This is a genomic window from Flavobacterium sp. (assembly GCF_041392085.1).
Lineage (GTDB): Bacteria > Bacteroidota > Bacteroidia > Flavobacteriales > Flavobacteriaceae > Flavobacterium.
The window spans coordinates 35,780-61,211 of record NZ_JAWKMW010000012.1; the positions used below are offsets into that span (position 1 = coordinate 35,780).

The 25,432-nt window shown below is 33.3% G+C and carries 17 protein-coding genes and 1 tRNA gene; 15 read left to right on the forward strand and 3 right to left on the reverse strand.

Going from position 1 to position 25,432, the window contains the following annotated elements; all coding sequences use genetic code 11:
- Nucleotides 1–65: 65 nt before the first annotated feature.
- From R2782_RS11095 to R2782_RS11115, 5 genes are all read left to right on the forward strand, one after another.
- The gene (locus R2782_RS11095) at nucleotides 66–2,999 is read left to right on the forward strand and encodes a SusC/RagA family TonB-linked outer membrane protein (protein ID WP_371268319.1); all 2,934 of its coding nucleotides are present in this window, start codon (nucleotides 66–68) and stop codon (nucleotides 2,997–2,999) included.
- A gap of 10 nt (nucleotides 3,000–3,009) precedes the next feature.
- Nucleotides 3,010–4,626 carry a RagB/SusD family nutrient uptake outer membrane protein gene (locus tag R2782_RS11100; RefSeq protein WP_371268320.1) on the forward strand — a complete coding sequence of 539 codons (1,617 nt, stop codon included), beginning with the start codon at nucleotides 3,010–3,012 and terminating at the stop codon, nucleotides 4,624–4,626.
- 19 nt (nucleotides 4,627–4,645) lie between these two features.
- The gene (locus tag R2782_RS11105) at nucleotides 4,646–5,638 is read left to right on the forward strand and encodes a SusE domain-containing protein (protein WP_371268321.1); all 993 of its coding nucleotides are present in this window, start codon (nucleotides 4,646–4,648) and stop codon (nucleotides 5,636–5,638) included.
- A gap of 17 nt (nucleotides 5,639–5,655) precedes the next feature.
- Nucleotides 5,656–6,432 carry a SusE domain-containing protein gene (locus tag R2782_RS11110; RefSeq protein WP_371268322.1) on the forward strand — a complete coding sequence of 259 codons (777 nt, stop codon included), beginning with the start codon at nucleotides 5,656–5,658 and terminating at the stop codon, nucleotides 6,430–6,432.
- A gap of 90 nt (nucleotides 6,433–6,522) precedes the next feature.
- On the forward strand, nucleotides 6,523–9,432 hold the full coding sequence (locus R2782_RS11115) for an alpha-amylase family glycosyl hydrolase (protein WP_371268323.1): 2,910 nt from the start codon (nucleotides 6,523–6,525) through the stop codon (nucleotides 9,430–9,432).
- Nucleotides 9,433–9,561: 129 nt separating this feature from the next.
- Here the strand turns inward: R2782_RS11115 and R2782_RS11120 are convergent.
- Nucleotides 9,562–9,634 (reverse strand) — tRNA-Phe (locus R2782_RS11120).
- A gap of 98 nt (nucleotides 9,635–9,732) precedes the next feature.
- Between R2782_RS11120 and R2782_RS11125 the strand changes: the two genes are divergently transcribed.
- From R2782_RS11125 to R2782_RS11155, 7 genes are all read left to right on the forward strand, one after another.
- Complete coding sequence (locus R2782_RS11125) at nucleotides 9,733–10,467, forward strand: type III pantothenate kinase (protein ID WP_371268324.1); 735 nt, start codon at nucleotides 9,733–9,735, stop codon at nucleotides 10,465–10,467.
- A complete protein-coding gene (locus tag R2782_RS11130; protein WP_371268325.1) occupies nucleotides 10,460–11,713 on the forward strand; it encodes an OmpP1/FadL family transporter in 1,254 nt (417 codons plus the stop codon). Before R2782_RS11125 ends, R2782_RS11130 begins: the two co-directional genes overlap by 8 nt.
- Before the next feature lie 18 nt (nucleotides 11,714–11,731).
- Nucleotides 11,732–13,087, forward strand: coding sequence for a tetratricopeptide repeat protein (locus R2782_RS11135; protein ID WP_371268326.1), 1,356 nt, complete (start codon nucleotides 11,732–11,734; stop codon nucleotides 13,085–13,087).
- Nucleotides 13,088–13,089: 2 nt separating this feature from the next.
- Nucleotides 13,090–13,644: an LPS export ABC transporter periplasmic protein LptC gene (lptC, locus tag R2782_RS11140; protein WP_371268327.1), complete on the forward strand. Its 555-nt coding sequence runs from the start codon at nucleotides 13,090–13,092 to the stop codon at nucleotides 13,642–13,644.
- 70 nt (nucleotides 13,645–13,714) lie between these two features.
- Nucleotides 13,715–13,903, forward strand: coding sequence for a hypothetical protein (locus R2782_RS11145; protein WP_371268328.1), 189 nt, complete (start codon nucleotides 13,715–13,717; stop codon nucleotides 13,901–13,903).
- 9 nt (nucleotides 13,904–13,912) lie between these two features.
- The gene (locus tag R2782_RS11150; RefSeq protein WP_371268329.1) at nucleotides 13,913–15,184 is read left to right on the forward strand and encodes a hemolysin family protein; all 1,272 of its coding nucleotides are present in this window, start codon (nucleotides 13,913–13,915) and stop codon (nucleotides 15,182–15,184) included.
- Between the two features lie 161 nt (nucleotides 15,185–15,345).
- A complete protein-coding gene (locus tag R2782_RS11155) occupies nucleotides 15,346–17,448 on the forward strand; it encodes a peptidylprolyl isomerase (RefSeq protein WP_371268330.1) in 2,103 nt (700 codons plus the stop codon).
- A 52-nt stretch (nucleotides 17,449–17,500) separates the two neighbouring features.
- On the opposite strand, the gene R2782_RS11160 is transcribed toward R2782_RS11155, so the two are convergent.
- Together R2782_RS11160 and R2782_RS11165 are read right to left on the reverse strand one after the other, a co-directional pair.
- On the reverse strand, nucleotides 17,501–18,415 hold the full coding sequence (locus tag R2782_RS11160; protein ID WP_371268331.1) for a GYDIA family GHMP kinase: 915 nt from the start codon (nucleotides 18,413–18,415) through the stop codon (nucleotides 17,501–17,503).
- 6 nt (nucleotides 18,416–18,421) lie between these two features.
- Nucleotides 18,422–19,738: a hydroxymethylglutaryl-CoA reductase, degradative gene (locus R2782_RS11165; RefSeq protein ID WP_371268332.1), complete on the reverse strand. Its 1,317-nt coding sequence runs from the start codon at nucleotides 19,736–19,738 to the stop codon at nucleotides 18,422–18,424.
- 184 nt (nucleotides 19,739–19,922) lie between these two features.
- Between R2782_RS11165 and R2782_RS11170 the strand changes: the two genes are divergently transcribed.
- The 3 genes from R2782_RS11170 to R2782_RS11180 are packed head-to-tail and all read left to right on the forward strand — an operon-like array spanning nucleotide 19,923 to nucleotide 25,391.
- Nucleotides 19,923–22,097 carry a S9 family peptidase gene (locus R2782_RS11170; RefSeq protein WP_371268333.1) on the forward strand — a complete coding sequence of 725 codons (2,175 nt, stop codon included), beginning with the start codon at nucleotides 19,923–19,925 and terminating at the stop codon, nucleotides 22,095–22,097.
- A gap of 8 nt (nucleotides 22,098–22,105) precedes the next feature.
- A complete protein-coding gene (locus R2782_RS11175) occupies nucleotides 22,106–23,641 on the forward strand; it encodes a peptide MFS transporter (protein WP_371268334.1) in 1,536 nt (511 codons plus the stop codon).
- Nucleotides 23,642–23,645: 4 nt separating this feature from the next.
- Nucleotides 23,646–25,391 (forward strand): peptide MFS transporter, encoded by a 1,746-nt coding sequence (locus R2782_RS11180; protein ID WP_371268335.1) that lies wholly within the window; start codon nucleotides 23,646–23,648, stop codon nucleotides 25,389–25,391.
- Nucleotides 25,392–25,432 lie beyond the last annotated feature (41 nt).

Consider the following 25,432-nt stretch of genomic DNA (forward strand, 5'->3'; position numbering starts at 1 on the left):
TTAAATTTAACATTCGAAGTAAAAAATACAAGCAAAAAACACAATTTTTAACTTAAACAAACTGTATGAAAACAATTTCTAAAAAGTTGTTATTTTTATTACTGTTATTGCCGCTTAGTGTGCTGGCTCAAAGCACTTTAAGTGGTGTTGTGACGGACAAATCGTCCGGGCAACCCCTGCCGGGAGTAAATGTAATCATTAAAGGTACTGCTAAAGGTACCACAACCGATTTTGATGGTAAATATGTGCTGTCAAATGTGAATAGTGGAGAGATGATTGAATTTTCTTATGTAGGTTTCGCTACACAAGATGTTCCTTACACTTCTCAAAAAACAATTAATGTTTCTCTCGAAGAAGAAACGGCCAAATTAGACGAAGTAGTCTTAGTGGGGTACGGAACTGTTAAAAAGAAAGATGCGACAGGGTCTGTAACAACTGTAACCGCAGAGGATTTCAACAAAGGGGCAAATGTAACTACCGAGAATTTACTACAAGGTAGAGTTGCTGGTTTGGCTATTAATACTTCTGGAGCACCGGGATCAGGTTCTGAAATTCGTATTCGTGGAGGGTCTTCGCTTTTTGCGTCCAATGATCCACTTATTGTAATTGATGGATTGCCAATTGAAAATTCAACAGGTACAGGTTCAACTTCGTTTTTAGCTTCGTTGAATCCTAGTACAATTGAATCTTTAACGGTGTTAAAAGATGCTTCTGCTACTGCGATTTATGGTTCGAGAGCTTCTAATGGTGTAATTTTAATTACTACTAAAAAAGGGGGAAAAGAATTGGCAGTTGATTATAATTTTCAATATGGTTCAGGAAAATTGGTTGATAAAATTGATGTTTTTTCAGCTAACGATTATAGAGCCCTTATTCAAGAAGTTAGACCTCAAGATGTTTCAAGATTAGGCGATGCTAATACTGACTGGCAAGATGAAATTTACAGAAGAACTGATTTCGTAGATCAAAACTTATCTTTAAGAGGTAACTTGTTTGGTGCAATTCCATCAAGGTTGACAGTCGGGCACACATATCAAGAAGGTTTAAGATTGACAAATAAATTTAATAGAAGTACAGTCGGTCTTTCATTAAGTCCATCTTTGTTAAAAGACCACTTAAAGTTTAGGATTAATGCAAATTATGCAAATGAAAAAAATAGATTTGCAGATGGTGTAGAAGGTTCTGCTTTATCATTTGATCCAACACAGCCAGTTTATGATAGTAGTTCAATTTATGGAGGCTTTTTTGAATATTATAACCCTTCAAATGGAGAATTGACAACACAGGTGCCAAGAAATCCTGTTGCTCAATTATTACAAACTTATGATAAAGGACTTAACAATAGATTTTTTGGTAATATTGAAATGGATTATAAATTTCACTTTTTACCAGATTTAAGAGCTGTTGTTAATGTTGGTTTTGATGAAACTATTGGAGAGAGAACAAGAGACGCAGGTTCAGATGCTGCAACTTCCGGAAGTCTAAATAATATACCATACGGAACAAATGAATATACAAGAGGTTATAGAAAAAATAAATTATTAGATGCTTATCTTAACTATAATAAAACATTTAATAATTTAGTTTTTGACGCTACAGCAGGTTACTCATATCAAAAATGGGATTCTTACAGTTACTCAACGGGTAATATAAACGATCCAAATTTGCCAACTGGTCCAACTGGTTTCCCTCAAACATACGTTGATTTTGATCGTGTAAATATTGGTTTTTTTGGAAGAACAAACTTCAATTTAAATGATAAATATTTACTAACATTTACTTATCGTAGAGATGGTTCATCTAGATTTGATGAAGATAACAGATGGGCAAATTTCCCGGCTGCTGCTTTTGCATGGAAAGTTAATGAAGACTTTTTTAAAGATAACCAAACTATAAACGACTTAAAACTGAGATTGGGTTGGGGTATAACAGGTCAACAAGATATTGGAAACAGAAATGACTTTTTGCAACAATATAATATTGGTAGCGGTAGTTCTCAGTATATTTTTGGTGAAACGCCTTATCCTATTGCGGTTTCTGCTAGACAAAGTAACAATTTAAAATGGGAAGAAACCACAACCTATAATGTAGGTATTGATTTTGGTCTTTTTAATAGTAGAGTTACGGGTTCAATAGATGGATTTTACAAAGATTCTAAAGATTTATTAGCAGATGTAGCTACCGCAGATGGAAGCAATTTTTCAAACAGATCATGGCAAAACATTGGAAATTTTACAACTAAGGGTGTTGAATTAACTTTAAGTTCCGATGTAATTAAAAAAGATGATTTAAACTTGAATTTAAGTTTTAATGCAACTACTTATCAAAGAAAAATTGAAAAATTAGATGCTCAATATATTATCGTCGGTAATAATATTGCAGGTACTGGAACACAAGCACAAGCTCATTTTGTTGGATTTAGTCCATCTTCATTTTTTGTATATAAACAATTGTACGATTCCAACGGAAGACCTATTGAAGGAGCATTTGCAGATTTAAACGGTGATAACGTCATTAATTCAGAAGATAAGTATATTTATAGAAATCCAGATCCAAAATTAATTTTAGGTTTTGCTTCAACATTGAATTACAAAAATTTTGATTTATATTTTAATTTAAGAGCTAATTTAGGGAATAGAGTATTTAATCAAGTAAATGCTAGTAGAGCTCAGTATAATTTATTAAGCACAGGAGGTACCATAGGAAACATACCAACATCGGTTTTGGAAACAGGAATTATAAACCAAAATGACAGAAATGTATTGTCTGATATGTATGTTGAAAATGCTTCATTCCTCAGAATGGATAATGTAACCTTGGGGTATACTTTTCCTAAGTGGTTAGAAGGTAAAGCATCACTAAGATTATTTACTGGTGTGCAAAATGTATTTGTAATAACTGATTACTCTGGTTTAGACCCTGAAATAACTGGTGGTGTTGATAGTACTATTTATCCAAGACAAAGAAGTTTCTTGTTTGGTGCTAATGTTAAATTTTAAAAAATAAGTTATGAAAAGATTAAAGATTATTTATTTATTCCTGATTTTTGGAGTAATTATGTCTTGTACAGATGATTTAAATGTTGCTTCAGAAGACCCTAGAACTGTTACGCCAGAAATATTGTTTACTTCTGTAGAAGGTTATAAACAAGCTTTGGCAGGAGTTTATGGAAATTTGTCGTTGACAGGTACAGGAGATGCAGGAAGCTCTTTTTTACAAGGAATTGATGCAGGTACAAGTCAGTTTGGTAGAACATTATGGTATTTACAAGATCTAACTACTGATGAAGTGGTTTGGACTTATGAAAATGATGAAGGTGTTGCTGAATTACAAAGAAATACTTGGACTGCTACAAATCCTATCGTGTTAGGTTTCTTTAGTAGAACAATGGCGGAGGTTGCTTTTGCTAATGATTTTTTAAATCAAGCGACACCAGAATTACTTGCTTCTAGAGGAATTAATGATCCTGATGATGTTGCAGAAATTGAAATTTATAAAGCAGAAGCAAGAGTATTAAGAGCTTTGGCTTATTACTACATGATGGACGTGTTTGGTAAGGCACCTTTTGTAACAGAAAATGATCCAATTGGTTTCAAAGGACCTCAATATAATAGGCAACAATTATTTGAATATGTAGAGAGCGAGTTGGTAGATGTAATTCCTGCTCTTAAAGATGCTAGAACAAACGAGTATGGAAGGTTAGACAAAGCAGTAGCTCAAATGATTTTAGCTAAATTGTATTTAAATGCAGAAGTGTATATTGGAACTTCAAAATACGCTGAATGTATGACACAATGTGAGAATATTATTTCTGGTGGATATACTTTAAATACTAATTATTTAAATAATTTTAAAGCAGATAATCATACCTCAGGGGAAATGATTTTTACATTGCAATCAGATGGTGTAAGAACCCAAAACTATGGTGCTACAACAGTAATTATAAACGGTCAAGTTGGTTCGCTTGAGGCCAATGCTTCAGAATTTGGAGTTGGTGGATGGGGAGGTGCTCTACGGTTAAGAAAACAAATGGTTCAAAAATTTGATGGTGACCCGTTTGTTAATGATGTAAGAAATACTTCTTCAGATAACAATGGTGCTAGACCAATTGATATTGCTGTAATTACAAATGCTGCACAAGGTCATATTTTAAGTAAATTTTCGAATATAAGTGCTGCTGGGGTTGCGGGGTCTAATTCAACATTTGTAGATACAGATTTTCCACTGTTTAGATTAGCAGATGTGTACTTAATGTATGTAGAAGCTCAGATGAGAAAAGATGGAGCTACAAATGGCAGTAATGTTAAAAATGCGACTACTCAATCTATTGGTTACTTTAACGATCTAAGAATGAGAGCAAACAATGGTTCATCTAGTGCCAATGTTTCAGCTGGTGATGTAGATTTAAACTTTGTTTTAGATGAGAGAGCAAGAGAGTTACATTGGGAAGGTCATAGAAGACAAGACCTTATTCGATTTGGAAAATATACAGGTGGAAGCTATAATTGGGCTTGGAAAGGAAATATTCAAAACGGAACATCTATTTCTGATAACTTGAGAATTTTTCCAATACCTGCAAATGCAATTGTTGCTAATCCAAATTTAACTCAAAATCAAGGGTATTAATAATTTTAAAGAAGTAAGCATGAAAAAAATTTCAAAACTGTTATTAGTGCTTATAGGACTAATAGTCATATCATGTTCAGATGATATTCAAGAAATTGATGCATTAACACCAGGAGAGGGAATAATGTTAATTAATCCAACATCAAGTTTCAATTCAGTGTTAGATGGTAGTAAATTAAATCAAGTAGCAACCACTTTTGTGTGGACTGATTCAGATGCAACAGGCGATGCCTCGGTCACCTATACTGTTGAAGCAGCATTAGGAGAAACAGATTTTGCTTCTCCAATAGTTGTTGGAACAACTACAAACTTATTTTTAGATGTCACAATTGGCACTCTAGATGCAACTGCAAAAAGTTTGGGTATTCAACCACTTACAGAAGGTATAATTGACATTAGAATTAAATCCTCAACTTGGACATCAAATGTTGTTTCAATTAAAGTTACTCCTTATCAACCAAATTGGGGTATTATTGGTAGTGCAACTCCTTTTGGTTGGGATAATAGTACTGATATGAGATACAATCCAATGACTGGAAAATATTCTATATCTCTTTATCTTTTAACCGGTGAGTTTAAATTTAGGTTAGATAATAGCTGGGATACAAACTTTGGAGATGATGGTAATGATTTAACATTAGATTCTGGAGGAGCTAATATTCCAGTTGCTGAAGGAAATTACACAATTGTGTTAGACTTAGAGAGCCTAAACTATTCAATAACCCCAATAGTTGATGCGTGGGGAATAATAGGTAGTGCAACACCAACAGGATGGGATAGTGATACCATGATGGATTTTGATTCTGTTTCAAATACATATTCTATTGTAATTGATTTAGTAGAAGGAGCATATAAATTTAGATTAAATCAAGATTGGGGAACTAATTATGGAGATAATGGTAATGATTTAACATTAGATTCGGGGGGGGCTGATATTCCTGTAACTGCTTCCGGTAAATATTTAATTACCGCTGATTTTAATAGTTTGACATATACCATTACACAACTATAATTTTAAAATAATTAATTATGAAAAATATAAAATTTCTAATTCTAAGTATCGGTCTTTTTATGCTGTCATGTACAGACGATGTAGCCGATACAGATAGAGATCCAGTTGTAGCCAATATTACTCCTGTTTTGCAATTTCCAAACAATGATTTTTCAATGGTTTTGCAAAATGATAACGCAGCTGACTTTGCAGTAACATTTGTATGGGATTATGCTGATTATAGCGGAACACCGACAGTTGTTAACTATGCAATTGAATTTGATGAAGTTGGTACAAATTTTCAATCACCAACAGTTGTTGCAAGCTCTTCAACCAAATTCAAAGAATTTACAGTAGCAGAATTGAATCAAGCAGCTCTAGATGCAGGATTTCCTCCTTTTGAAGAAAGTAGTATTGATGTTAGGATTAAGTCAACTGTTGGAACAATTGGAACAGCAGTTCCACAATATTCTAATCATTTTACAATTCGTTTAACTCCTTATCCTGCGTGGCCTAATTGGGGAATAATAGGCAGTGCGACACCAACAGGGTGGGATTCTGATACTAATTTAGACTATGATTTGGCTACCAAAATTTATTACATCACAATGCCATTAATTGAGGGAGCATTCAAATTTAGATTAGACGATAGTTGGTCAACTAATTATGGAGATAATGGAAATGATTCTACAATGGAATTAAACGGTGCAGATATTCCTGTAACAGTTCCAGGAACATATCTTATAAAAGTGAACTTTGGAACTGAAGCCTCAGATGGAATTCAGCCAAAAAGTTATACTATGACTTTACAATAAAAAATTGAATAATTTTCGGGGCTGTTGGTGTTTGGTACTTCTAAATTGTACGCTTCAGCAGTTCCGAAAATATCTCTTAAAATTTCAACTATGAAAAAGTTTTTACTATTATTATTAACCTTGCCAATTTGTACATTTGCTCAACAACAAACTGTAACATATTCTATAAGTCCATCACCTACTTTTGAAGGAACAGATGCTTTAACAATTACCGTAAATGGTTCATCAATAAATGAAGCTACTTGGGGGGTGTCTAACAACCAATTGTATGCTTGGGTTTGGGCTTTAAATAGCTCAAATGCCAATATTCCTTATGGTGGAAATGGAGCTTGGGAAAACTCAGACAATAGTAAATTGATGACCTATAACTCTATAAATGACACCTATTCATTTACTTATAATCCAAGTGTGTTTAGTTTTTTTGGCTCTTCAGAAGTGGCTAAAGTAGGGTTTTTAATCAAAGCAAAAAATGGAACAGGAGACAAAAAGTCGCAAGACATTCTGCTGAATGTTGGTTCATTTCAAGTAACATTAATGAATAATATTGTAGCTGGTGGAATACAACTTTTTACAACATCATATACAGTTGCCGCCAGACATACAGTAGGGCCATCTAACTATGTGTTAAAACGCAATGGAGTTGTTGTCAATACACAAAATAATCTTCCTGCTAGTACGGGGGCTCCAAGCTATACATATTCAGATGCAACAGCAGAAAATATTAATAGCTATGTTTTAGAAGTTACTCAAAATGGATCTACAAAAAGTTTTCAATTTTCTGCCATTAAAACTTTAACACCAGTTAGTGAAGCATTGCCGTCTAATCTACAAGATGGAATAAATTATAATACTTCAGATTTAACAAAAGCAACCTTAGTGCTATCTGCTCCAAATAAAGATTTTGTTTATGTTGCAGGTAGTTTTAATAATTGGTCTCCTACTCCAGCATACTCAATGAAAAAAGACCCATCAACTGGAAAGTTTTGGCTCGAATTAAACGGACTAAATCCAGGTACCATGTATGCCTACCAATATTGGGTATGTGATAATACAGCAGTTCCGGCAAATTCTCCTAGGATTGTAAAAACTGCAGATATGTATTCAACTCTAGTTTTATCCCCTTTTGATGATGGAGAAATTATTGCATTGGGCAAGTTTCCAAATTTACCAGACTACAACACTATTGCTCCAAATCAACAGAGAGAAGTAACAGTATTACAAACCGGACAAACACCTTATAATTGGAGTGATGCTACTTTAAATTTTGTTAAGCCAAATAAAGATAATCTTGTAGTTTATGAAGTTTTAGTAAGAGATTTTGATGCCAATAGAAGTTATCAAGACTTGATAAATAAGATTGATTATTTTAAAGATCTAGGAGTAAATGCCATTCAATTAATGCCGGTAATGGAATTTGAAGGCAATGAAAGTTGGGGGTATAATACCGCTTTTCACTTAGCTATTGATAAATATTACGGTACACCTGATAAGTTAAAAGAATTCATAGACATATGCCATCAGAATGGAATTGCTGTAATTTTAGACGTAGCTTTAAATCATTCATTTGGTAGAAATCCCGGTGTAAGAATGTGGATGAATGATCATGATGGAGACGGATGGGGATCGCCTACAACAGAAAACCCTTATTATAATACAACTGCTCGTCATAGTTATAGCGTTGGTGAAGATTTTAATCACCAGTCTGCTTTAACCCAGTATTATACAAGAAGAGTGATTAAACAATGGATTGAGGAATTTAAAATTGATGGTTTCCGTTGGGATTTAACCAAAGGCTTTACTCAAAATTGTTCAGGCGGTGATGAAGCTTGTACCAACACTTACCAAGCAGATAGGGTTCAGGTTTTAAAAGATTATGCTGATTATTCATGGATTTTAGATCCTGATCACATTGTGATTTTTGAACATTTAGGTTCTAATAACGAAGAACAACAATGGGCAAATCATAGATTAGGAGAAGGAAAAGGTGTACTTATGTGGGGAGAAATGTATTCTCAGTATAAAGAGCTTGCTATGGGTTATGCAGGGCAAAATATTAACAACATGGGGCATATCAGTAGAGGATTTGCCGGGAAAAGATTAATCGGTTATCCGGAAAGCCATGATAAGGACCGAATGATGTACGAAGCAATTACTTATGGAAGTAATAGCGGTTCAGCTCCAGTTAATGGAAACTTAACGAATGCTTTATCACGAATGGGAGCGATTGGAGCAACTAGTATTTTAGTACCGGGTCCAAAAATGATATGGCATTTTGGTGAATTGGGGAATAATCAATCCATTTATACTTGCTCAAATGGGACGGTAAATGATGAAGGTTCTACACCTCCTGGCGACTGTAAATTAGATACTAAACCCCAATGGCAGTGGACAGAAAATTGGTTATCAGACTCAAGAAGAAACGCAATTTATGACGCTTGGTCAAGAATGATTAAACTAAAAATAAATGAACCTGTTTTCAACGGAGAATATTCTATTAGTCCAAATGGAAGTAATCTTCGTCAACGGATTTATGTTTATGATAATTCGCTACCTACTTCTCAATTAAAAAATGTAGTAATTCTAGCTAATTTTTCTACAAGTAACGAAAACATCACTCCTGATTTTCCTTATACCGGAACTTGGTATAATTTGATGAACGATACTTCTTTTTCAGTTACCAATACAACAACTGCAATCAATTTACAACCAGGAGAATTTAGGGTTTATGGAAATCAACCATCAACATTGTCTACTAATAATTTTGAGATAAATACAAATATAGTATTGGCTCCAAACCCAGCTTATAATACATTTACTATTTCGGTCGCCACAACAAAAGTTGATATTTATTCCGTAACAGGTCAATTAGTGAAATCGTTTAATAATGAATTTAATTCAGATTATTCTTTTGATGTAAGCGATTTAAATAAAGGAATATACTTTGTAAACGCTACCGATGTTAATGGAAGCGAAAAAACAATGAAGTTAATCAAAAATTAATGTTTTAGAGTTAGTTAATTATATTATTATTAAACCCAGTTATTTAGCTGGGTTTTTTGTTGCTATATGTTTCTGTTTCATGATGTAATAAAAAACAAAAAACCCGAATATTGCTATTCGGGTGTTAAGTGGTACCTCCAGGGATCGAACCAGGGACACACGGATTTTCAGTCCGTTGCTCTACCATCTGAGCTAAGGTACCTTTGCTGATGCGGGTGCAAATATAGAACGATTTTTATTTTATACAAAACAATTATTAAAAAAAATCTATTCGTACCTTCGTGTACTGAAAGGTAAAGTATGGTTTTAGTTATTGATATAGGTAATACTCGAATTAAATGTGCTGTATATGAATCGGATACACGCATGGCGTCATTTGTTTTTGCCGAAAATGAAGCGGAATATAATTTTGAAAAAATTTTAGAAGGTTATCCAAAAATTAATAATATTATTGCTTCGACAGTAGCAAAAAAATTAACTTTTGATTTAAAGTCTCTTTCAAAAGATTTGAAAATTCATTATGTTTCAAACTTAGACGAATTCCCCTTTAAAAATAAATACACCACTCCAAAAACATTAGGGGTAGATAGAATGATTTTGGCAACCGGAGCAACCTTATTGTATCCGCATCAAAATCGTTTAATCATTGATGTTGGAACATGTGTTACCTATGACTTTGTTGATGATAAAGATAACTATTGGGGTGGAGCAATTTCGCCTGGATTAAGGCTTAGGTATGAGTCTTTACATCAGTTTACGGCAAAATTACCTTTGTTAACGCTCGAAGAACCGAATAGTCTTATTGGTAACTCTACTCAACAATCCATTCATTCAGGTGTCGTAAATGGTCTAATTTGTGAAATAGATGGCTTTATTGAACGTTATAAACAGCTAAATGAAAACTTTACCATAATTTTAACGGGTGGAGATGCTGTTTTTTTGGCAAAAAGATTAAAAAATACCATATTTGCCAATTCAAATTTCCTATTGGAAAGTTTGAACCAATTTTTTCAATACAAAACCAGAAATGATTAAAAAAATTCTAATAGGCTTTTGCTTATTTTTTTCAGCTGTAACTTGGTCACAAGAAGGTACAGCCTCTCCTTATTCTTTTTATGGAATTGGGGACGTTAAATTTAAAGGTGCAGTTGAAAATCGTTCAATGGGAGGTGTTAGTGTTTTTAATGATTCCATTCATGTTAATTTACAAAATCCGGCTTCATTTTCGCATCTAAAGTTTACAACATTTACCGTTGGAGCAAACTATAATAATGTAAATTTAAAAACGAATTCTCAGTCAGAAAATGCAACTAGAACTACAATCGATTATTTGGTAGTTGCGGTTCCATTATCCAAAAAGTTTGGAGCGGCATTAGGGTTACTTCCTTACTCTTCTGTTGGATACAAAATTGAGAATGTTAATGAAGACAGAACTCAAATAAGTTCCAGGTATTTTGGAGAAGGTGGAGTAAACAAATTTTTTGGTGGATTAGGATATAAGTTTAATGAAAATTTGAGTTTTGGAGCAGATTTGAGTTATAATTTTGGTAACATATCTACAAATTCAATTGAGTATATACCTGAGATTCAATATGGGACAAGAGAGTTAAATTCAAGTAGAGTGAATGGATTCAGTTATAATGTTGGATTAATGTACAACAGAAAGGTAACTAAAAAAATGACGCTATTCGGAAGTTTGTCCTATTCAGGGAAAAGTAATTTAACTGTTGATAACGAAAGAAATATCAATACAGTTTTGGTAACTAATAACTTTAGTATTATTCCTCAGGAAGACGGTATAACACAGACAAGTACTTCTAATTTAAAATTACCTTCAAAATTTGTTTTTGGAGCCGGAATCGGTGAAGTAAGAAAATGGATGGTTGGAACAGAAATATCGTTACAGCAATCAAGTAATTTTGGAAATCGTTTTAATGATATAGACAATGTAGCATATGAAAATTCTACAAAATTCAGTTTAGGAGGCTATTTTATTCCTAAATATAACTCTTTTAATAGGTATTTGGAGCGAATAACGTACAGAGCCGGATTCAATTATGAAAATACAGGTTTAATCATTAATAACGAGTCTATAAATAATTATGGCATAACTTTTGGATTAGGATTACCACTCGGAGGAAGTTTTTCTAATATCAATATTGGTTTTGAATATGGTAAAAGAGGAACAACCAATGCCGGATTGGTAGAAGAGAACTATGCCAACGTATTTATTAGTCTATCATTAAGCGATAGATGGTTTGTAAAAAGAAAATATGAATAATACAGAAATTTTATAACTATGAAAACTAAATTAATTATTGTATTTGCGATTCTTATCGGAATGGTCAATGTAAATGCCCAGAACGCTGCTGATTGTGCTGAGAAATTATCTATCTTTAATGAGCTATGTAAAGCCAAAGATTTTACTGCTGCTTATGAACCATGGATGTATTGTCGCAAAAATTGTGCGTCATTTCACAATGCAATATATATTAGAGGTGAGCAAATATTAAATTACCGTATTGAAAATGCCAAAACACCTGCTGAAAAAGAAGCAGAAGTTCGCGATTTGATAAAAATGTATGACGAGTTTGACAAACACTTTCCTGATAATAACAGAGGAAATAAAGTCAGAAAATCAATGGCATTATTTGAAAACAATGTCGGTACACCCGATGAAGTTTACAACTTGATAGATAATGCATTTAAAACAGACAGAGAAAATTTTTCAAATGCTAAAGCTCTTTATGTCTATTTTGAAATTTATGTAAATGATTTCGAAGCAGGAAAAAAAGGGATACAGCTTCAGGATTTGTTTAGTAAGTATGACGAAATCTCCGACAAAATTGATGAGGAAGAGAAAAAACTATCCGATGAGTTGGATGTAATTTTACAAAAAGAAGAAACAGGTGCCGAGTTAACAAGGAAAGAAGCAAGTGTAAAAAATGCTAATCAAATTAACTTAGATGCTTTTCAAACAATTAGAACTAGTATGGATAATAAAATTGCACAGTTATCAACTTGCGATCGATTGATTCCGTTTTTAGGTGGTAGCTTTGAGGAGAAAAAAGGTGATGCAGAGTGGTTAAGAAGAGCTGCAGATCGTTTAGACAAAAAAGGTTGTTCTTCTGACCCTTTGTTTTCAAAAATATCTGAGACATTACACCAATTAAATCCAACAGCTAAATCTGCTTATAACTTGGGAGTTTCTTATTATAATAAAAAGAATACCACAAAAGCATTGGAATACTTTAACCAATCAGCAGAGTTACACAAAGACAATGGAGAAAAAGCAAAGGTATATTATACTGTTGCCAGAAATATTTACGGGAATAGCAATAAATCACAGGCAAGAGCTTTTGCAGAAAAAGCTATTGCGGCCAAACCATCGTTTGGAGAAGCTCATGTGTTTATCGCTCAACTTTATGCGAATAGTGCCAATGAATGTGGTAGTGATCCATTTGAAAAAAGAGCAATTTATTGGTTAGCAGCTTCAACTGCCAGAAAAGCAGGAACCTCTGCGGGTAATGCTGCTGCTGCGTCTTATGATAAATTAGCTCCTACCAAAGCTGAAATACATACTTCAGGTAGAGCAGGGCAATCAATCCGTTTTAATTGCTGGGTAGGAAGAAGTGTTACAGTGCCAAATTTATAATAATGCAAAGCATTCAAAAAATAATCAAAATCAGTGTCACAGTTTTTACTGTGACATTGTTTTTTGGTTGCCAAAGTAATTTTAAAGAAATTCAAAAAATTAATGTTTCTGAGTTCATGGCATCAGGTGAAGCAGATTCTGTTAACATGAAATATACTGACTCCGGTAAAATAAAGGCAATATTAGTAAGCCCAAAAATGTTTGACTATGCAACTGTCCACTATCCTTTTACTGAATTTCCTTTAGGTGTGGAAGTGACATTGTATGACCAAGACGGGAAAAGAAATTATATAAAGTCTGATTATGCTATTTCATTTAAAGGTACTGATATTATTGATTTACAAGGAAATGTAAAAATGACATCAGACGGTGGACAATATTTAGAAACCGAGCAATTGTATTACGACCAAAAAAACGAGTGGTTTTTTACCGAAAAAAAGTTTAAATTTACAGACCCTAATAAAGGAGAAACACAAGGTGAAGGACTTGATTTTAGCAAGGACTTTAAACGGATTAATTTTCAAAAAGTTTCTGGTGTAATCAATGAAGCAGAATAATTTTGTTTAAAGTAAAAAACGCTCAGTAATCAGATAACCTATAACAGACAACAGATAACCGACATCGGTCATGACATACTTAAAATACATTCAATATTTTTATCTTTTTGCAGCCGGATTTTTTATTTACCAAGGTTTTACTAATTTAAATACTCAGGAAGAAAGTCCTTGGCTTATGTTCTTTTTTGCTGCAATGGCTATTTTTATGTTTTTTTTTAGAAGACGATTTTTGCATAAAATGGATAATCGGAAAAAATAATAGGTAATAATGGCAATTACAATCATTTTCATTTGTTTGCTGTTTTCGGCTTTTTTTTCCGGAATGGAAATCGCCTTTGTATCTTCTAACAAGGTGTTTCTTGGAATAGAAAAAATGCAAGATGGATTTGTGGCGAAGATTTTAACTAAAATCACCCAAAATCCTTCAAAATTTATTGCTTCCATGTTGGTAGGAAACAATATAGCTTTAGTTATTTATGGGTTTACAATGGGAGACCTTATCATCAAACTGATTTATCCGGAGTACATCAATAATGATAATTTACCGTTCCAAGTATTACTCATTCAAACATTGATTTCAACAGCAATTATCCTCATTACTGCTGAATTTTTACCTAAGGTTTTTTTTCAAATTTATGCCAACACATTTATTAAAATCTTTGCTGTTCCGGCGTACTTTTTTTACCAATTACTTTATTATATATCTTCCTTTGTCATTTGGATATCCGATTTTTTTCTAAGAAAACTCTTCAAAACAGAGGGCGATGAAGCTCAGCTTTTTTTCAGCAAAGTTGAATTAGGAAATTTTATTTCTGAACAAATGAATGCCGTAGATGATCATGAAACGGTTGATTCTGAAATTCAAATTTTCCAAAATGCACTTGAGTTTTCAGGGGTAAAGGCAAGAGACATTATGATTCCCCGCACAGAAATCTCTGCTGTTGAAATTCATGATTCGGTGAAAGAATTGAAATCACTTTTTATTGAAACGGGTTTTTCTAAAATATTGGTTTTTCAATCTTCTCTAGATGATATTATTGGTTATGTACATTCATTTGAATTATTCCGTAAACCCAGAACAATCAAATCGGTAATGATTCCGGTTGAATTTGTTCCGGAAACAATGTTTATCAAAGATGTGATGAACCTTTTAACTAAAAAAAGAAAAAGTGTAGCGATTGTTTTGGATGAATACGGTGGAACGTCCGGAATGATTACAATTGAAGATATTGTAGAAGAACTTTTTGGAGAAATAGAAGACGAACATGATTTTGACGAGACATTTATTGAAGAACAATTGAATGAAAAAGAGTTTAGGTTTTCTACCCGATTAGATGTAGAGTACATTAATGAAGTTTATAAACTAAACATTCCGGAAGAAGATTCGTATTCGACCTTGGGTGGGTTTATCGTTAATCATGTCAAAGAAATTCCTCAAAAAGGCGAAGTTATCGAAATTAACAATTTTCAATTTATCATTGAGGAAGCATCCAACAAGAAAATTGAACAAGTGAAAATGATTGTTGACCATTTTGAGTAAAGAAAATAACTTCATTAACCCGAAAATGCAAATATTCTTATAGAGAAAGCCTTATAATTTTTTGTGCCGCAAAAAATCAATAAAATATATTCAATTCTTTATAATTATTTCACAGATAATTGTATTTTCGCAAACTGAAATAAAATTAAACAGAAATAAAAATGGCGATTTTAGGAAAAATTAGACAACGTTCATTTATTCTTATAGTGATTATTGCGTTGGCATTATTCTCTTTTGTACTAGCAGATGTTATTCAAAGCGGCGGTTTTAGTCAAAGTTCAAACAATGTAGGAAGTATTAATGGGAAAGATATTCCGTTTGAAGAATTTAGAATTAAAGTAGGGAATACCGAAAAATCAGGACAAGGAATGTCAAATATCCAAGCAGTTAACCAAGTTTGGAATCAAGAAATTAATCTTGCCCTATTAACAGAAGAACTAGATAAATTAGGAATCAGAATTGGTGAAAATCACTTGATAGAAACATTAAAAGCAGATCCTAATTTAGGACAAAATCCTTCTTTTCAAAATGAACTGAAGCAATTTGATATTAATAAGTACCGAGAATACATTAAATCAAGCTCTAATCCAGACGAAGTTAAATATTTTGAAAGTGTAGAAGAGAATGCAAATATTAATGCAAAGTACCAATTGTATAGTGGTTTAGTCAAGTCGGGTTTTTTTACTACTCAAAATGATGCAAAATTTAAATATAATGTGGAAAATAAAAAAGTTACATTTGATTTTGTAGCAGTGCCATATTCTTCAGTCAAAGATAGTGATGTGAAAGTAACAGATGATGAAATCATTGACTATATGAAGAAGAATGAGAAAAAATACAAAGCAGATGAAACCCGTGAGATTGAATTTGTTGTTATAGAAGATCAACCCTCTGAAGCAGATAGAAGTGAAATTAAAAATAAATTAAATTCATTCTTGTCACCTCGGGTTGTGTATAACAAAGAAACAAATTCTAACGATACATTACCAAGCTTTTCAACCACATCGGATGTTATTAAATTTGTTAATGAAAATTCTCAGTTCCCTTATGATTCAACGTATGTTGCAAAATCAGATTTACCGGCTGAGCATGCAGAATCGATATTTAATTTAGCTGATGGTCAAGTTTACGGACCTTATCAATATGGAGATTACTTTGCAATCAGTCGTTCTATGGGCAGAAGAGCCGGAGCGAAAGCCAGAGCAAGTCATATTTTAATAAGCTTTACCGGTTCAAGAGCTCAACCTAAAGAAGATAGAACAAAAGAAGAAGCAAAAGTAAAAGCTGAAGGAATTTTAGCACAAGTTACTGCAAATCCTGACTCATTTACCATGCAAGCATTTTCTGTATCTGAAGATCAAGGTTCTGCACAAAAAGGTGGAGATTTAGATTTCTTCGGGCCTGGTCAAATGGTTCCCGCTTTTAATGATTTTGTCTTTAATAATCCAATCGGAAAAGTTGGTTTAGTTGAAACAGAATTTGGTTATCATATTATTAAAGTAACGGATAAACAAGATGCAATACGTTTGGCAACAATTGCTCAAAAAATTGAAGCTTCAGAAAAAACATCTGAAAATGCGTATACTAATGCGGTGAAATTTGAATTAGCGGCCAACGAAAAATCGTTTGAAGCAGCTGCAAAAGAAGCTAAATTAACAGTAAATCCATCTATTCGTGTGAAAGCGTTAGATGAAATGTTGGGTCAATATGGGTCGCAAAGGCAAGTTATTCGTTGGGCTTTTGAAAAAGATACAGATGTAAATGATGTAAAACGTTTTGAACTTCCTAAAGTAGGCCATTTAATAGCAAAATTAAAAAAGATCAACGAAGAAGGTTTATTAGCCATCGAAGATGCAAGAATTCAAGTTGAACCAATTTTGAAGAATAAAAAGAAGGCCGAGAAAATTATGGCTAAAATGAAATCCTCTTCTTTGGAAGACATTGCAAAAGCTAATGCTGTGCAAGTGCAAACAGCTACCGATGTTACGTTAGAGAATCCATCTGTTGCATCTGCCGGTTATGAACCTAAAGTAGTTGGAACTGCTTTTGGAACTGCTGAGAATAAAATTTCTGCTCCAATTGAGGGTAATGCAAGTGTATTTGTGGTAAAAACTACTAAAATAGTAGAGCCTTTACCAACAAAAGACTACACTAAACAAGTCAATACGTTAAAATCTCAAAATGCCTCTGCAGTTGGTCGCGTTTTTGGTGCATTAAAAGATAAAGCTAAAATTAAAGATAACAGATTACAGTTTAATTATTAATTCTAACTGCAATACAAGAAAATCCCAACCTTTTAAAAGTGTTGGGATTTTTTTATTTCAATATCATTTCGTCATAACAAAGCAAGGTTTCAAAACCTCGTTCTTTAAAATAACCAGTCGGATTATTTTTTGAGACAACAAGAACAAAATCACCGCCCCAAGCTCCTAAACTTTTTACAACCCCTTTAAAATCATCAAAAAAAGCTTCTTTGATTGTACTTATTTCCAATACATCACTCAGTAAATTTTCGTGTTTTTCTATTTCATAAACGAATGTTCTCAAATCGTTGTTAGAAAGAAGTGACTTCGTAATTTTATTGATTTGTTCAATTGTTTTACCAACTTCATTTTGTTTATTGATATAATTGGCAATGGCAGATTTACTACTTTGTTTTTTGTTTAAATAAACAAAAAAAAGATGGTCTCTAAAGTTCGGTGAAAAATCAACTTTCCTGTAAAAGGGTTTGTTGTCAATCAGTTGGTAAATAATAGGAGCGTTGTTTTGGGCACAGGCAATATCATAACCACTTCCGCCAAAACTTTTGTTCAATAATTCAAAGGCATCAATTTCTAACCAATCACCAATATTATTAATTAAGGTAGAAGAGGTGCCTAACCCCCAATTTTTCTGAAATGTCAGATTCGTTTCTATATTGAATCCGTTTTTGTTTAAAAGAAAATCAGGTTTCATTTGATAAGCTTCATGCAAAATTTCCAATAACGTATTTCTAACCGAATTTTCAGACGAGAAAGTTTTATGAGTGATTTCGTTAAAAGTAAACGTATCGTCAAACCATATGCTGCCATCTTGGTCAAAACTTTTCCATTGAATTTGTTTTGATGAAATTGGCTCAACAGTCAAATATTGTCCAAATTTTGTAGGTAAAGCTAAGGCTAAAGCTCCATCTAGCACTACATATTCGCCTGTTAGGAGTAATTTTCCGTTGCTGTAAAAGGTTTGTTTCAATTTGATTTATTTTCTAATTTCTTCCAAAAATCCTGCCACTGAAGCGTGTGAAATAGTATTGTTTTTAAAATATTCAGCAACTTTTATTCTTTCCTCAGCTGTTGCTTGATATTGGTTTAATATATTGTTAATGTGCATTTTCATATGACCCTCTTGAATGCCTTTGGTCGTTAATGAACGCAGGGCTGCAAAATTTTGAGCCAATCCAACAGCGGCCACAATTTGCATTAATTCAGGTGCCGACGGTTTTTCTAAAATTTCCAAATTCAATTTTACCATTGGGTGCAACGAAGTTAATCCGCCCACTGTTCCAATGGCTAACGGAATCTCTAACCAAAATGTAAAAATGCCATTTTCAACGGTAGCATTTGATAAACTACGGTATTTTCCATCTCGCGAAGCGTAAGCATGTGCCCCGGCCTCTACCGCTCTAAAATCGTTACCGGTTGCTAAAACGACCGCATCAATTCCATTCATAATGCCTTTGTTGTGGGTTACAGCACGGTAAGGTTCAATTTGAGCAATTTGGACTGCTCGAACGAATTTTTCAGCAAATTCAGTTGGGTTTTCAATATGTTTCTCAGCTAATTCTTCAATGGTACAGGAAACTTCTGCACGAACAATACAATTAGTCACATAATTAGACAAAATACTCATCACCACTTCAATGTTTTTTTCTTCTTCCGAAAAAGCTTCAAACATTAGAGCCTCATGTTTTAGGGTTTTAGCAAATTGTTCCAAACACGAATTGATAAAATTGGCACCCATACTGTCTTTGGTTTCAAAAGTAGCATGCAATTGATAGTAATTTTCTAAATCGGCAGTTTTGTCATGCAGAATAATATCCAAAATTCCACCACCTCGTTTTTGCATATTTTGAGTGATGCTTTCCGTTTCTTGGTAGAACTTTGGTTTCGTTTGACTGAAAAAGTTAACTAATTTTGATTTATCTCCTTTATAAATAAAATGAACTTGTCCTATTTTTTCAGTGTTTATTACAGTCGTTTTAAACCCGCCACGTTTTGACCAAAATTTAGCAGATTTTGCGGCTGCAGCCACAACCGAACTTTCTTCAATAACCATCGGAACGGTGTAATTTCTTCCGTTGATGGTAAAATTTGGTGCAATTCCCAACGGTAAATAAAAATTAGAAATGGTATTTTCGATGAATTCATCATGCAATTGTTGCAGTTTTACATCTGTATTCCAGTACTTTTTGAGTAATGAAATAGCTTCTTCAGGTTCTGAAAAATATTGTTTTGCTAACCATTCTATCTTTTCAATCTTGGATAATTTAGAAAATCCGGCAATTTCGTGGCTCATGTATGTGGCTTAATTTAATACAAAGATAAGGAAGAAAAATTCTCAGTAAGTTTTTTTAAAATGAAATAGTCGACTGTAAATCTTAGAGTACTTAAAAAAATCCAAAAACTGCTATTTAACAGAAAAAAGCATGATTTATTCCAATTTTTTCACTAAAATTGAATCTTTTTTTAACGCATTTATAATGAATCAATTTTCTAAACACGTTTGTTTCTTACTTCTTATATTCTCATCTGCTATAGGTCAGCAAAAAATTACCCTAGAAGATATTTGGTCTTCAGGGACTTTCCGAACAAAAGGAATGGATGCTTTACAAGCTCTTAAAAACACTAACCAATACACAGTTTTAAATTTCGACAGAACGTCAAGAAGTTTTCAAATTGATTTATTCGATTTTGCAACGTTGAAGAAAGTAAGCACGCTAATTGATACGAAAAATCATTCAGAATTAAAATCCATTGATAGTTATACCTTCAATTCAACTGAAACGCAACTGTTAATTGCGATGAATTCAGAACCAATTTATCGACATTCTTCCGTTGCCGATTTTTATATTTTTGATTTAGCATCGAAGAAATTACAAAAAGTTGCCGATTATAAAATTCAAGAGCCTACGTTTTCTCCCGATGGAAAGAAAATCGCTTATGGTTATGAAAATAATTTATATGTGTATGATTTAGCTTCGGATAAGCATGCTCAAATTACTAAAGACGGAAAGAAAAATCACATCATCAACGGAATTACCGATTGGGTGTATGAAGAAGAGTTTGCTTTTGTGAGAGCTTTTGATTGGAATAGTTCCAGTACACATCTAGCCTACATTAAGTTTGATGAAACTGATGTTCCTGAATTTTCGATGGATGTTTATGGAAAAGAGTTATATCCTTCGCAGGAGGTTTTTAAATATCCAAAAGCGGGTGAAAAAAACGCGTTGGTTTCTTTGTATACATACGAAGTAGCAACTAATCAAACTAAAAACATCAATTTGAGCCAATACAATGATTTTTATATTGCTCGAATGAAATGGACAAATGATGCCAATGCATTGAGTATTCAAGTGTTAAATCGTCATCAAAATAAGTTGGATTTACTTTTTGTAGATGCTAAAACCGGCAGTACAAAAGTTGTTTTAAATGAAAAAGATGCTGCTTATGTGGATGTTACAGATAATTTGACTTTTTTGAAAGACAACAGTTTTATTTGGACTTCCGAAAAAGACGGATTTAATCACATTTATCATTACGACAAAAACGGAAAGCTTCGCAACCAAATCACCAAAGGTAATTGGGAAGTGACTTCCTATTACGGTTTTGATGAAAAAAACGGTCAGGTTTATTATCAATCGGTTGAAAATGGTTCAATTAATCGTGATGTTTATACAATCAAATTAGATGGAAAAGGTAAAGTTCGATTAACCAATAAAATAGGGACCAACAAAGCAACTTTTAGTCCGAATTTTCAATACTTCATCAATTCTTTTTCTAGTGTAACCGAACCAACTTTGTACACATTACACAATTCAAAAGATGGAAAACAAGTTCAATCCATTGTTGATAATAAAGAATTAGCTTCCAAATTAGAAAGCTATAATATTCCGACAAAAGAATTCTTCGAATTAACTACTGAAAAAGGGCATAAATTAAATGCCTACATTATCAAACCGAAAGATTTTGATGCGACAAAAAAATACCCATTATTATTATTTCAATACAGCGGACCGGGTTCACAACAAGTAGCCAATCAATGGTTGGGAGCGAATGATTTTTGGCACATGATGCTGGCTCAAGAAGGCTATTTGGTAGCTTGTGTAGATGGAAGAGGAACCGGATTTAAAGGAGCTGCTTTCAAAAAAGTTACTCAAAAAGAACTAGGAAAATACGAAGTCGAAGACCAAATTGATGCCGCAAAAGCATTTGGAAATTACCCTTATATCGATAAAACCCGCATCGGAATCTGGGGTTGGAGTTACGGCGGATTCATGTCCAGTAACTGCATTCTAAAAGGAAACGACGTGTTTAAAACAGCCATTGCCGTTGCTCCGGTAACCAATTGGCGATTTTATGATTCGATTTACACCGAAAGATATATGCAAACACCACAGGAAAATGCAAGTGGTTATGATGATAATTCGCCGATCAATCACGTAGATAAATTGAAAGGAAATTATTTAATCATTCACGGCACAGCCGATGATAACGTACATTTTCAGAATGCAACCCGTATGATTCGTGCTTTACAATTGGCCAACAAGCAATTTGACCAAGCCATTTATCCCGACACAAACCACGGAATTTATGGTGGAAAAATACGCTTACAATTATATACCAAAATGACAAACTATTTAAAAGCTAATTTATAATCAAACTTATGACAAACGATACTTCGCTGGACAAAAAAGAATTATTCGGACATCCAATTGGGCTTTTTATTCTTTTCCTCACCGAGATGTGGGAACGATTTTCTTTTTATGGAATGAAAGCTTTACTAATTTATTACTTGGTAAAATACCATCTATTTACTGATGAAGCAGGGAATTTTATTGTAGGAGGATATGCAGCAATGGTTTATGCTCTTCCGGTTGTGGGCGGATATTTAGCCGATAAATATTTAGGATTTAGAAAAGCAGTTATTTTTGGTGGAGTTTTATTGGTGCTCGGTCATATTGGTTTAGCTTATGAAGGACATCAAGCTTATTTAGCTGAAAATGGTGAAGTTGTTCAAGACACATTTGCTTTACAAGCCTTTTTCTTTTCACTTTCTTTGATCATTTTAGGCGTTGGGTTTTTAAAAGCCAATATTTCGTCTATAGTTGGGGCACTTTATGAAAAAGAAGATATTAGAAGAGATTCCGGTTTTACCATTTTCTACATGGGAATTAATTTAGGTTCTTTTGTGGCTACATTATTATGTGGTTGGTTAGGAGAAAATTATGGTTGGGGTTACGGTTTTGGAGCTGCAGGAATTGGAATGATTTTAGGATTGGTTACTTTTATTTATGGTCAAAAGTATTTAATGGGTAAGGCAGAACCAAAAAATCCTGAAATTTTGAAGAAGAAAGTTTTTGCAGGAATATCTGTAGAATGGTTGATTTACATTTTATCTATTGCCAGTTTGTTTATTATTGCTCAAATGGTACAACGACATACTGTTGTGGATTGGATGTTGAGAATAACAGGAGCAATTGCTTTGTTGATGATTATTTTTTACAGTATTAAAGAAGAAAAAGTTATACGTGAGCGTTTGTTAGCCTTGACTGTTTTGATTATCTTTTCAGTTGTCTTTTGGGCTTTATTTGAACAAGCATATACATCAATGAATTTATATGCCGATCGCGTTTTAGACCGTCAGTTTTTTGGATGGACTATTCCTGGACCTTGGTTCCTAAGTTTAAATGCATTATTTATTATTATTTTTGCTCCTGTAGTTGCTAATTTATGGGTAAAATTAGGGAAATACAATCCTAATACACCAGTAAAATTTGCACTTGCTATCATTTTAGTTGGATTAGGATTTGGAATGTTAGTGATAGGTGCAAATGTAACCGATGATGGTGCTAAAATAGCAATGATTTGGCTGGTATTGGCTTATTTTCTTCACACAATGGGTGAGCTTTGTTTGTCTCCTGTTGGTTTGTCATCCGTTACAAAATTAGCTCCACAGAAAATAGTTGGTTTCATGATGGGGGTTTGGTTTTTAGCCACAGCCAGTTCAGAATTTATAGCAGCCGTTTTAGCAAATTTAGCCAAAATTGATACAGAAGGAGGTCAAGTTACTGATGTTACTGTCGCTCTTGCTAGTTATACAGATTTATTCTCAAAATTATTTTGGGTAGGATTAATCTTTGGAGGAATCTTACTTTTGCTCTCTCCACTTCTTAAAAAATTAATGCACGGAATCAAATAAAATTATGGAAACAAACTCAACCGATCAATTTTTCAAAAGCACAGTCCTAGGTCATCCTTCAGGACTCTTTGTCTTGTTTTTTACCGAAATGTGGGAACGTTTTTCATTCTATGGAATGAGAGCTTTATTAGTAATGTTTTTAACTTCAGCATTAATTGATGGTGGCTGGGCTTGGGATAGAGAACAAGCTATGGCATTATTTGGTTCCTATGTGGGGTTGGTCTATTTGTCAACGATGATGGGGGGCTATTTTGCTGATAAAAAAATTGGTTATAGAATGGCCGTATTTGTTGGTGCCGGTTTGATGACTTTAGGGCACGCTTCGATGGCTATTGAAACTGAATTTTCAATTTATTTAGGTCTTGCTTTATTGGTTTTTGGGAATGGTTTTTTTAAACCGAATATGACATCAATAATTTCTGAAATGTATAAAGATCGTCAAGACAAGAAAGATGGAGCATATACTATTTTTTATATGGGTGTAAATGCCGGGGCCTTTTTTGGTATTCTTTTATGTGGTTATTTGGGTGAAATGGTAGGATGGAGTTGGGGTTTTGGTTTAGCCGGAATTTTTATGTTTTTTGGGACTTTACAATTTTGGTTATCACAAGATATTTTTGGTACTATTGGTTTAAAACCGGTTAAAAAAGAAGTAACATTAGCAGATGAATTCAATGATAAATTGAATCCATTTCCGGTTTGGCAATTGGTTATAATAGCAATTACTGTGGTTTTAGGCCTGGTTTGGATTATTTTCGAACCGGCTAAGATTATTTCTAGCGGTGCGGTTGATATCTTCAACTTTAATGTCATGGGATTGTCCGGTAATAATTTTACCATTCTTCTGGCTTTGATTTTATTTATTTTCTTATTGATTTACAGGCTTCAGAATTATTCACAAATAACAAAGGAAAAATTAATTGCCGTTACCTTTTTTGCTTTTTTGACTATCTTCTTTTGGGCAATATTTGAACAATCTCCCGGAACGTTAACTATTTTTGCTAAAGATTATACCAATCGCGTTTTGGATGGAAGTGCAGGAACGATTTTTAAAATTGTAAACGGACTTATAACCGTTGTCCCTTTGGCAATTATTACTTGGGTTCTTTATTTATTATTTAAACAAACATTTAAAAAATATGCTCTCGCTAATATAATTTTGGCATTTAGTTTCGTGATTGTATGGGGAATTGCACTTTGGATGCTTTATAACCAATACCAAGAAGAAACATTAGAAGTTCCAGCTTCTTGGTTTTCGACCCTTAATTCTTTGTTTATCATCAGTTTAGCTCCATTGTTTTCAAAATGGTGGGAAAGTAAATACAATCCATCTGCAAATATGAAATATGGAATTGGAATGTTTTTATTAGCATTAGGGATGGCGTGTGTGGCATTTGGATCTGCTGGAATTGAACCAGGGGCAAAAACCGCATCCGTAAGTATGATTTGGCTAATTTTAGTATATTTGTTTCACACGATGGGTGAATTGTGTATTTCACCAGTTGGATTATCCTACGTAAGCAAATTAGTACCGGCTAGAATGATTGCAATGATGTTCGGGATTTGGTACTTAGCTGTTGCTATCGGAATGAAAGGAGCCGCTAAATTTGGAGAAAATATTGATAAAATAGCCGATGAAAAAGGAATTAGTTACTTCTTTTGGATGTTAACTTTTGTCTCTATTGCTATTGGAATTATTTCAATTGTTTTTCAACCTTTCATCAAAAAACTAATGCATGGTGTTCGATAATTTTCGGCATCATTTTTGAAAATAAAGATTTTAAAATAATT

Coding starts and splice junctions, on each gene's coding strand:
- R2782_RS11095 (WP_371268319.1), top strand. CDS start 66: ATGAAAACAATTTCTAAAAAGTTGTTATTTTTATTACTGTTATTGCCG.
- R2782_RS11100 (WP_371268320.1), top strand. CDS start 3,010: ATGAAAAGATTAAAGATTATTTATTTATTCCTGATTTTTGGAGTAATT.
- R2782_RS11105 (WP_371268321.1), top strand. CDS start 4,646: ATGAAAAAAATTTCAAAACTGTTATTAGTGCTTATAGGACTAATAGTC.
- R2782_RS11110 (WP_371268322.1), top strand. CDS start 5,656: ATGAAAAATATAAAATTTCTAATTCTAAGTATCGGTCTTTTTATGCTG.
- R2782_RS11115 (WP_371268323.1), top strand. CDS start 6,523: ATGAAAAAGTTTTTACTATTATTATTAACCTTGCCAATTTGTACATTT.
- R2782_RS11125 (WP_371268324.1), top strand. CDS start 9,733: ATGGTTTTAGTTATTGATATAGGTAATACTCGAATTAAATGTGCTGTA.
- R2782_RS11130 (WP_371268325.1), top strand. CDS start 10,460: ATGATTAAAAAAATTCTAATAGGCTTTTGCTTATTTTTTTCAGCTGTA.
- R2782_RS11135 (WP_371268326.1), top strand. CDS start 11,732: ATGAAAACTAAATTAATTATTGTATTTGCGATTCTTATCGGAATGGTC.
- lptC (WP_371268327.1), top strand. CDS start 13,090: ATGCAAAGCATTCAAAAAATAATCAAAATCAGTGTCACAGTTTTTACT.
- R2782_RS11145 (WP_371268328.1), top strand. CDS start 13,715: ATGACATACTTAAAATACATTCAATATTTTTATCTTTTTGCAGCCGGA.
- R2782_RS11150 (WP_371268329.1), top strand. CDS start 13,913: ATGGCAATTACAATCATTTTCATTTGTTTGCTGTTTTCGGCTTTTTTT.
- R2782_RS11155 (WP_371268330.1), top strand. CDS start 15,346: ATGGCGATTTTAGGAAAAATTAGACAACGTTCATTTATTCTTATAGTG.
- R2782_RS11165 (WP_371268332.1), bottom strand. CDS start 19,738: ATGAGCCACGAAATTGCCGGATTTTCTAAATTATCCAAGATTGAAAAG.
- R2782_RS11170 (WP_371268333.1), top strand. CDS start 19,923: ATGAATCAATTTTCTAAACACGTTTGTTTCTTACTTCTTATATTCTCA.
- R2782_RS11175 (WP_371268334.1), top strand. CDS start 22,106: ATGACAAACGATACTTCGCTGGACAAAAAAGAATTATTCGGACATCCA.
- R2782_RS11180 (WP_371268335.1), top strand. CDS start 23,646: ATGGAAACAAACTCAACCGATCAATTTTTCAAAAGCACAGTCCTAGGT.